Annotated in this window: 4 protein-coding genes; 2 read left to right on the forward strand and 2 right to left on the reverse strand. The window is 59.6% G+C overall.

The window, feature by feature from the left end; genetic code table 11:
- The first annotated feature begins 6 nt into the window (after positions 1-6).
- Positions 7-3,348 carry a maltose alpha-D-glucosyltransferase gene (treS, locus tag ACLD1X_RS16960; protein ID WP_429369553.1) on the forward strand — a complete coding sequence of 1,114 codons (3,342 nt, stop codon included), beginning with the start codon at positions 7-9 and terminating at the stop codon, positions 3,346-3,348.
- A 2-nt stretch (positions 3,349-3,350) separates the two neighbouring features.
- The gene (glgB, locus tag ACLD1X_RS16965) at positions 3,351-5,582 is read left to right on the forward strand and encodes a 1,4-alpha-glucan branching protein GlgB (protein ID WP_429369555.1); all 2,232 of its coding nucleotides are present in this window, start codon (positions 3,351-3,353) and stop codon (positions 5,580-5,582) included.
- A gap of 72 nt (positions 5,583-5,654) precedes the next feature.
- Here the strand turns inward: glgB and ACLD1X_RS16970 are convergent, their stop codons facing one another.
- Positions 5,655-8,528 (reverse strand): RHS repeat-associated core domain-containing protein, encoded by a 2,874-nt coding sequence (locus ACLD1X_RS16970; protein WP_429369557.1) that lies wholly within the window; start codon positions 8,526-8,528, stop codon positions 5,655-5,657.
- Between the two features lie 81 nt (positions 8,529-8,609).
- Positions 8,610-9,677, reverse strand: a complete 1,068-nt coding sequence (locus ACLD1X_RS16975; protein ID WP_429369559.1) for an autotransporter domain-containing protein — start codon at positions 9,675-9,677, stop codon at positions 8,610-8,612.
- Positions 9,678-9,792 lie beyond the last annotated feature (115 nt).

Consider the following 9,792-nt stretch of genomic DNA (forward strand, 5'->3'; position numbering starts at 1 on the left):
TTTCACATGGCGAAGAAACCCAAGGCAGCCACGTTCATCAACGACCCGCTCTGGTACAAGGACGCGGTGATCTATCAAGTTCACGTCAAATCGTATTTCGACTCCAACAACGACGGGATCGGCGACTTTCCCGGCCTCATCGCCAAGCTCGACTACATCGCCGACCTGGGCGTCAACACCATCTGGCTGTTGCCGTTCTATCCCTCGCCACGGCGTGACGACGGTTATGACATCGCCGAATACCGCGGCGTGCACAGTGACTACGGCACCATGGCCGATGCCCGGCGTTTCATTGCCGAGGCGCACAAGCGCGGCCTGCGGGTGATCACCGAGCTGGTCATCAACCACACGTCCGACCAGCACCCGTGGTTCCAGCGCGCACGCAAGGCCAAGGCCGGTTCGGCAGCGCGGGACTTCTACGTGTGGTCCGATGACGATCAGAAATACGACGGCACCCGCATCATTTTCCTCGACACCGAAAAGTCCAACTGGACCTGGGACCCGGTCGCCGGCCAATACTTCTGGCACCGTTTCTACTCCCACCAGCCGGACCTGAATTTCGATAATCCGCAAGTCATGAAAGCGGTGCTGTCGGTGATGCGCTACTGGCTCGACATGGGCATCGACGGCTTGCGCCTGGACGCGATTCCCTACCTGATCGAACGCGACGGCACCAACAACGAGAACCTGCCGGAAACCCACGACGTCCTGAAAAGGATCCGCGCCGAAATCGACGCCAATTACCCCGACCGCATGTTGCTGGCCGAGGCCAATCAGTGGCCGGAAGACACCCGGCTGTACTTCGGCGAAACCGATAAAAAGGGCCTGAACGGCGACGAATGCCACATGGCCTTTCACTTCCCGCTGATGCCGCGCATGTACATGGCGCTGGCCCAGGAGGATCGCTTCCCGATCACCGATATTCTGCGCCAGACCCCGGATATTCCCGCCAACTGCCAATGGGCGATCTTCCTGCGCAATCACGATGAGCTGACCCTGGAAATGGTCACCGACAAGGAGCGCGACTACCTGTGGAATTACTATGCCGCCGACCGTCGCGCGCGGATCAACCTGGGGATTCGCCGTCGCCTGGCACCATTGGTGGAGCGCGACCGCCGGCGGGTCGAACTGCTCAACAGCCTGCTGCTGTCCATGCCCGGCACGCCGACCCTGTATTACGGCGACGAAATCGGCATGGGCGACAACATCTACCTCGGCGACCGCGACGGTGTGCGCACGCCGATGCAATGGTCCATCGACCGCAACGGCGGTTTCTCCCGCGCCAACCCGGCCAGCCTGGTGCTGCCGCCGATCATGGACCCGCAATACGGTTATCAGTCGGTCAACGTCGAAACCCAGGCCGGCGACCCGCATTCGCTGCTCAACTGGACCCGGCGCCTGCTGGCCGTGCGCAAGCAATCCAAGGCCTTCGGGCGCGGTACGTTGAAGATGCTGTCGCCCAGCAACCGGCGGATTCTGGCCTACACCCGTGAATACACCGGGGTGGACGGCAAGCACGAAGTCATTCTGTGCGTGGCCAACGTGTCGCGCAGCGCCCAGGCCGCCGAGCTGGATTTGTCGGCCTACGTCGGCATGGTGCCGGTGGAAATGCTCGGGGGTAATGCATTCCCGCCCATCGGCCAACTGAATTTCCTCCTGACCCTGGCGCCTTACGGCTTCTACTGGTTCGGCCTCGCCGCGGAAAACCAGATGCCAAGCTGGCACGTGGAGCCCGCACAAAGCCTGCCGGACTTCACCACGCTGGTGCTGAAAAAACGCATGGAAGAACTGCTTGAAGCGCCGTCAAGGACCACGCTGGAGCAAAGCATCCTGCCGAACTGGCTGCAGAACCGCCGCTGGTTCGCCGGCAAGGACGCCGCCATCGAACAGGTCGATCTGGTCTATGGCGTGCGTTTCGGCGATCCGCAGCATCCGGTGCTGTTCAGCGAGATCAAGGTCACCAGCGCTGACCAGAGCAGCCGCTACCAGTTGCCGTTCGGCTTTATCCCGGAAGACCAGGTCGGTACGCCGCTGCCGCAGCAATTGGCACTGTCGCGGGTACGGCGTGGACGCCAGGTCGGCCTGATCACCGATGCCTTCAGCCTGGAAACTTTTGTGCATGCCGTGTTGCAGGGCATTCAGGCCGGCACGGTGTTGGTCTGCAGCGATGGCGACATCCGTTTCGAGTCCACCGCGGAGCTTGAAAAACTCGGCCTCAATGCCGAGTCGCCGGTACGTTACCTGTCTGCCGAACAGTCCAATAGCTCAGTGGTGATCGGCAACAGCCTGGTGCTGAAGTTGATCCGCAAGGTCGCCTCCGGGGTGCACCCTGAACTTGAAATGAGCGCCTATCTGACGCAAGCCGGGTTCGGCAATATTTCGCCGTTGCTGGGTGCCGTGGTGCGTCGGGATGCAGCGGGCCAAGACAACTTGCTGATGATTGCTCAAGGCTACCTGAGCAATCAGGGGGACGCCTGGGAGTGGACCCGGAACAACCTTGAACGAGCACTTCGCGATGAGCTGGCCGACGCCGTGTCCGAGCAGGAACAACATTACAACGCGCTCGGCGAACTGAAAGATTTCGCCGCTATGCTCGGTCAGCGCCTGGGGGAAATGCATCAGTTACTGGCAGTGCCGGGCACCCACAAGGACTTCTTGCCGCAGGTCACCACGCAGAAGGAGGCGCTGGCCTCGGCCAGGGATGTCGCGGCGCAAATCGAGCAGGCGCTGAACTTGCTCAAGCAACATGAACATCAACTGGATACGGCGGACCAGACGCTGGTCAGCCATTTGCTGGACAACAAAAAAACCATCCTTGCTCATGTGCAAGCGTTGGGCAAAAAGACGGCGGGCGGCTTGCGCATTCGTGTGCACGGCGACCTGCATCTGGGGCAGGTACTGGTGATCAAGGGCGATGCCTATCTGATCGATTTTGAAGGTGAGCCGGCACGGCCATTGCACGAAAGACGGGGCAAGCACAGCCCGTACAAGGATGTCAGCGGCGTGCTGCGTTCCTTCGACTATGCGGCGGCGATGGCGCTCAATGTGCAGGGCATCGACAGCACGGGTGCCGCCGATGCTGCGCGTTTGCGGGTCACCGAGCGCTACCTGAGAGAGGCACGGCGAGCATTTGTCGACGCTTATCGGCTGGCGGCAGCTAGTCTTGCCCATGCATGGCAAGATCCCGAAGGCGAGGACGCCGCGCTGGCGTTGTTCGGACTGGAGAAGGCAGCGTATGAAGTGGCCTATGAGGCGGAAAATCGCCCCACCTGGTTGCCCGTGCCGTTGCACGGTTTATATGGATTATTGAGTGGGCTTAAACCCTTTTCCGATCTTGGTGGAGAGTAGTCATGAGTGTCTCGAACAAGGAACAGGGTCATCACAAAGAAGCGCTACTGCCGAGCGCGCGGGATATCGACGCATTGGTGCGCGCCGAACATATCGATCCTTTCGCCATTCTCGGCCCCCATGGTGATGGCGTCGGCGGGCAGTTCATTCGCGCTTATCTGCCGGGCGCCCTGAGTGTAGAAGTGCTGGCCAGGGACTCGGGCGAAGCGCTTGGAGGTCTTCAAGCCACAGAGACACCGGGGTTGTTTGTCGGGCATTTCGACCGCGTGCAAGGGTATTTGCTGCGCACCCGTTGGGCCTGCGGCGAGCAAACGGCCGAGGACCCCTACAGCTTCGGCCCGTTGCTGGGCGAAATGGACTTGTACCTGTTTGCCGAAGGCAATCACCGCGACCTCAGCGCGTGCCTGGGTGCACAGCTCAAGACGGTGGAAGGCGTCGATGGCGTGCGTTTCGCCGTGTGGGCGCCCAATGCCCGGCGAGTGTCGGTGGTCGGCGATTTCAACGTCTGGGACGGGCGCCGGCATCCGATGCGCCTGCGTCATCCCACGGGTGTCTGGGAGTTGTTCATCCCGCGCCTGCAAGCGGGCGACGCCTACAAATACGAGATTCTCGGCGCCCACGGCATTCTGCCGTTGAAGGCCGACCCCATGGCGCTGGCAACCAGCCTGCCACCGGACACCGCCTCGAAAGTCGCTTCACCCTTGAAAGTCGACTGGCAGGATCAGGACTGGATGATGGCCCGCAGCGACCGCCAGCAGGTGACGGCGCCATTGTCGATCTACGAATTGCACGCCGGCTCGTGGCAATGCGAGCTGGACGATCTGGGCGAAGTGGCCCGCCAGTACACCTGGCCTGAACTGACCGAGCGGCTGATTCCCTACGTAAAAGACCTGGGCTTCACCCACATCGAACTGATGCCGATCATGGAGCACCCGTTCGGTGGTTCGTGGGGTTATCAGCTGTTGTCGCAGTTCGCGCCGAGTGCGCGATATGGCACGCCGGACGAGTTCGCTGCCTTCGTCAACGCCTGCCATGTGGCCGGGCTCGGGGTGATCCTCGACTGGGTGCCGGCGCATTTCCCCACCGACACCCACGGCCTGGCCCAGTTCGACGGCACGGCGCTGTACGAGTACGGCAACCCGCAGGAGGGCTTCCACCAGGATTGGGACACGCTGATCTACAACCTGGGGCGCACCGAGGTGCACGGCTACATGCTGGCGTCGGCGTTGCACTGGCTCAAGCATTTCCATGTCGACGGCCTGCGGGTCGATGCGGTGGCCTCGATGCTGTACCGCGACTACTCGCGCAAGGCCGGCGAGTGGGTGCCGAACCGCCATGGCGGGCGGGAGAACCTGGAAGCCATCGACTTCCTGCGCCACCTCAACGATGTGGTGGCCCTGGAAGCGCCCGGTGCACTGGTGATCGCCGAAGAGTCCACCGCATGGCCGGGCGTCAGCCAGGGCACGCAACAGGGCGGCCTGGGCTTCGCCTACAAATGGAACATGGGCTGGATGCACGATTCGCTGCATTACATCCAGCAAGACCCGGTCTACCGCGCGCATCATCACAACGAGTTGAGTTTCGGCCTGGTGTACGCCTGGTCCGAGCGTTTCATCCTGCCGATCTCCCACGACGAAGTGGTACACGGCAAACACTCGCTGATCGACAAGATGCCCGGTGACCGCTGGCAGAAATTTGCCAACCTGCGGGCCTACCTGAGTTTCATGTGGGCCCATCCGGGCAAGAAGCTGCTGTTCATGGGCTGCGAGTTCGGCCAGTGGCGCGAGTGGAACCATGACCAGCAACTGGACTGGTACCTGCTGCAATACTCCGAGCACAAGGGCGTGCAGAAACTGGTGGCCGACCTCAATCGTCTGTACCGCGAAGAGCCGGCGCTGCATGAGCAGGACGATGTGCCGCAGGGTTTCCAGTGGCTGATCGGCGATGACGCGATCAACAGCGTTTATGCGTGGCTGCGCTGGAGCAAGGACGGCAAGCCGCTGCTGGTGGTGGCCAACTTCACCCCGGTGCCACGCGAGGCTTATCGCGTCGGGGTACCGTTTGCCGGGCAGTGGAACGAGGTGCTCAACAGCGATTCGTCGATTTATGCCGGTTCCAATTACGGCAATAGCGGCGGGGCGGTAGCCGAGGAAACGCCGAGCCATGGGCAGGCATTGTCGCTGGTGTTGAATTTGCCGCCGTTGGCGGTGTTGATGTTAAGGCCGCAGGGGTGATCTAGTTCTGAAGTAGAAGCTCTGGAGTGGGCCTACAACCCTGTGCCACACTCCAGCGCTGCATTAGAGAACTTAATATGGCATAGCGCTGCGCGTGCCAGTGTGTCCTCTTATTTCTTTAAGGCTAACAATGTATTGGTTCTTGTTACTCGCGCGTGTTCCGATTCCGGACACTATAAAATCTGCGTGCGGCGTAAATATTAGATCTTTTTCACTTTGCACCGAATATTGTGAAATTACGTTTGCGGCGCTAAACCCTTTTATCTCGATTAGGAGTGGCGTAGTCCCATGCATGAATCCTTCAGCAACGCTTTTTTCCTTGGATACCGAAAGAAAACTCGTTGAATGAAAGACAGTTCCCTCTTCCTTTGCAGAGATAAGTTCGTCTAGGCCTTTAGCTGATATGTCTTGACCGCGAAAATAGGTGGTTATTGTTGCGTTGGTTTGATTGTAAAGTTGGTAGCTGATTTGTTCTGTGTTATGAAAGTTAAAGCCGCCGGCGATAATTTCGATGAACCTTGCTCTTTCTTTACCTTCTTTTCCAGAAAATTCCTGGTCTCCAACTCGCTCTGTTAATTCACGTAGCATTTTTCTACCATCAATGGAAATCTGGACTCCTGCTCTCATGGCGCTATTGATTGCTGTTGATCCACGGTTTGTGGAATAGATGGCTTTGAACTCCTTCATGTAGGCATATTCTTGCGAGGGTTTTTGAAGTTTTTTTTGTGGTTCGGTGATTGCCAGGTTATTCATTTTGTCGGTCACAGTTTCTAATGAATCATCCATTTCCTCCTGAACTCTCTTTATTGCGAGTTTAAGTATATCCTTGGGCTGGTCTCTGAAAAGCCGTTTCAGTGTCCTTAACGCAATCTTTGGATCTTCTGCATATCCTTCGCGAAAGCCCGGTTCTTTCAGCATTAATCTTAATAACTTCCCCTCGGGCGACAATCCATTTTTGTCATACAGTGCAATAGGGTTGTTTCTCACCATTCGAAATAAATTAAGGCCATCAATTGCTCCCGCCGGATCCGGATTAATCCACCGCTGCAGCCACGGTGCGTAATAGCGGAACCCGTAATAATAAAGCCCCGCCGCATCCCGCTCCTTGCCCGAATAGCGCACCGTTTTGTACCTGGCTTCTATGGCCGACCGGGCCGTGAAACAAGCCGTACCCCCAAACGGGTAATACCATTCCTGGCTGATCAGGTCGGCGTACTGGTCCAGTTCCAGTGCGCTGGATTTGAGGTGGTCATTGAGGCTGTAACGCACCTGGTTGTTGGCGATGTCATCCGGCTTCCGGGTGACCCAATGCAGCAACTGCACGCTGTTGCTGCCGGCGCTGGCATTGATCACATGAAGGATTTCACCGGTGTCATCGTGACTGCGGATTTCCACTCCGGGCAGGTAGCGTACTTCGCTGATCAGGGTGCGGGCGTTGGTCTGACTTGAACGCAGCTTGCGCATCCGTTGCCCGCGGCCGTCGTAGAGGTAGCGTTCATAGTCGTCATTGCCGTCTTCGCGGACCACCGGACACACCGTGGACAGTTGATTGCGCAGGTCCCAGTCAAGCGATTGGACCGCTTGCAACTCACGCAAATTGCCGTTGGCGTCAAAACCGGCGACCAGTTCAGCTTCAGTCGGCGGCCGGCCGTTGCGTTCGGGCAGGCAGCGGTTGCTGTACCTATGGCGGGTCAGGGTGCGGCTGTGGGCCTGAGCCCCGATGTGCGTCAGATCCAGCAGATTACCGCCAGCGTCGTAGTGGTAAGTCTGTGTGTAATTGGCAACCTGATTAGGATCAAGTGGCGTGGGCTGTAAGTCGGGCAGGGCAGGGCCGCCATGGCCGGTCCTGGCTTCCCAGCCCGTGGCTTCGATCAACTGATCGAGGGTGTCGTAGCGATAGGTCTTGATCGGTTCAATGCGCTGGTTGTTGAAGTAGCGGATCGGTTGCGCGGTGTCATCGAGGCTCAATACGTTTCCGACCGCATCGTAGCTATATTTCAGGTCTTGCAGCGGCGTGCCGTTGGCTTTGTGTGCGCTGAGGCCGATGAGGCGGGCATTCGCCGGATCGTAGCAGTGGCGGGTGACGACGCCGTTACCGGCGGTTTCCGACTCGATCTGAGCGGAGGCGCTGTAGTGAAGATCGCTGACCAGCGTCCGTTCTGTCTGGCCTGCTCCGGCCAGGGTCAGGTGCGTGCCCTTCAATTCGCCGGCGACGGTGTAGGCCAAACGTTGACGATTGCCCAGCGCATCGATTTGCCGGAGCAGTTCACCGCTGGCGGCATGGTGCAGCGCGGTGGTGGCGCCCTCGTTGGGCTCAAGCAACGCATCGCGAGCAGGCACGCCATCTGGCCAATTCACTGGAGCGGTCTCGCGCAAGAAATGCCGGGTCTGTTGCAGCACCGCGCCTGCGATCCCGAGTTCGCGCAGGTGCAAGGTGCCGGCGGGGTCATCATGGCGAATCAATTGGCCGCAGAGATTGTGTGAGGCCGCGTCGGCATTGACTGTCGCATACGTAAAACGCTCAAGCACGTGCTCAGCGACATTTTCACCACGTTCATGCACGGCCACCGGCCGCAGCCGTTCATCAAGCTCAGTCCGGGAATGGCTGCCACGGCCGTCCCAAGCCTCGACGCGTTGCCCGGCCGCTCCGTGCAACGCCACCCGCCAACTCGCGTCCACGCTGTCGCTCGACAAGGGTGCGCCAGACAGGTTGTACACCTGGCTCAAGTTCGCCGGCACCGACGCGTCGTTCTGCGCCAGGGCAAACAGATACGGATCACGGCTGGCCACCGCCCGGCCGGCGGCATCGAACCGTTGATGCGTCACCCGCGCCTCAACCGGATCGGCCGCTAGCCGCCGATGGTATTGAATGGCCCTGATCGCCAAGCCGCGCGGATCTGAAACCGCAAGGACCGGTGTGCCGCGGTGTGCAGAATTCAATGGCATTCGTAGTGGTCTCGATCAGAGTGATCCGCCATCACAATGCATCACCCGCAGAGCCGTGGATACTGTAAGAAATACCAGTTTTCACCAGCGCATCCGCACACCCAGGCTACCGATCAACCCGTTCAGGTCGTTGTCGTCCACGTCACTGCTGTAGTCGGCGCTGACGTAAAAACTCACGGTCGGCGTGACTCTGGCGACCAGGCCAAGGCCCAGTTCGACGGTCGTGGAGTTGCGGCTGCTGCTGATCTTGTCGACCTGATCAAGGGTCACGCTGTTGCCGGTGTACACCGTGTGCCACAAGTTGGTGCGCACGTAAGGTTCGACTGGCAGGCCGTTGATGTCGTAACTGCCTTTCAAGTGCGCCCCGACCCGGCCGCTCCACGAAGTCAGGTCAGTGGAAGACGCATTGCCCGAACCGGCATACGGGGTGTCCAGGGTGATGCGCTGATTGATCAACTGTGCCTGGGGTTCAATCACCCATTTTTCGCCAAGGCCGATGGGAATGCCACCTTCTACCGACAGCGTGACCGCGCTGCCCTCGGTGGCTCTTCGGGTCCCTTGCTCGTTGCGGCTGAAGCCGCTGACCCGGCCACCGCTGGCGGTCAGGTCGACGTGCCAGCCTTGTGGTCCGGTCAGGCTCCAATAGGCGCCGAGGCTTTGCCCCTGGAGGTTGAGCGTGTCGCTATTGGGGTTGGACATTACCGGGGTGATCTGCGCGCCGTTGTTGTTGAGATGAAACTGGTTCGTGCCGCCGACCAGGCCGACCCTTTGCGTATGGCCACTGGCGCTTTGCAGGGTGAGGATCGCCGGGCCTTTGAATTCGTGGGTGCCAGGAACGGCCAGGCCCAGGGAAAGGAAATCGGTTTGTGCCTGGCGAGAAGGTTGGCCATAGAGTTGGTCCCAGGCCGTGGGCGCGGCGTCCTCGGTGGTCAGGTTGGCACTGCGTAGATCGGGATGAGCGCTGAATTGACCGGGGTACGTTACTGCAAGGGCAGACAGGCTGAGTGTCGGGATGTCCTGGCGATACCACGGTGTTGTTTCTTCCTCGGCTGAGGCGGCTTGCATTTCCATGGAGGAACACAAGAGGAGTGAACTCGACACAGTGCAAAAGGTGACTTTGATCCCTTGTGAGGTGAGTGGAATTTTCATGGAGGTCTACCTTGCAGGCGCATGGCGCATGGCGCATGTGGCATCTCGCTCTGGCGTCTCTCCTACCCCGAATGAGGGGCGACCGAATGGGCCAGGGCTCGGGAAGAGGCGCCAG

The sequence above is a fragment of the Pseudomonas sp. 18173 genome (assembly GCF_050432945.1).
In the GTDB taxonomy this organism is placed as follows: domain Bacteria; phylum Pseudomonadota; class Gammaproteobacteria; order Pseudomonadales; family Pseudomonadaceae; genus Aquipseudomonas.

Bases quoted from the DNA above. Each gene is read 5' to 3' on its own strand.
- ACLD1X_RS16975 (WP_429369559.1), bottom strand. From the start codon at position 9,677: ATGAAAATTCCACTCACCTCACAAGGGATCAAAGTCACCTTTTGCACT.
- ACLD1X_RS16970 (WP_429369557.1), bottom strand. From the start codon at position 8,528: ATGCCATTGAATTCTGCACACCGCGGCACACCGGTCCTTGCGGTTTCA.
- glgB (WP_429369555.1), top strand. From the start codon at position 3,351: ATGAGTGTCTCGAACAAGGAACAGGGTCATCACAAAGAAGCGCTACTG.
- treS (WP_429369553.1), top strand. From the start codon at position 7: ATGGCGAAGAAACCCAAGGCAGCCACGTTCATCAACGACCCGCTCTGG.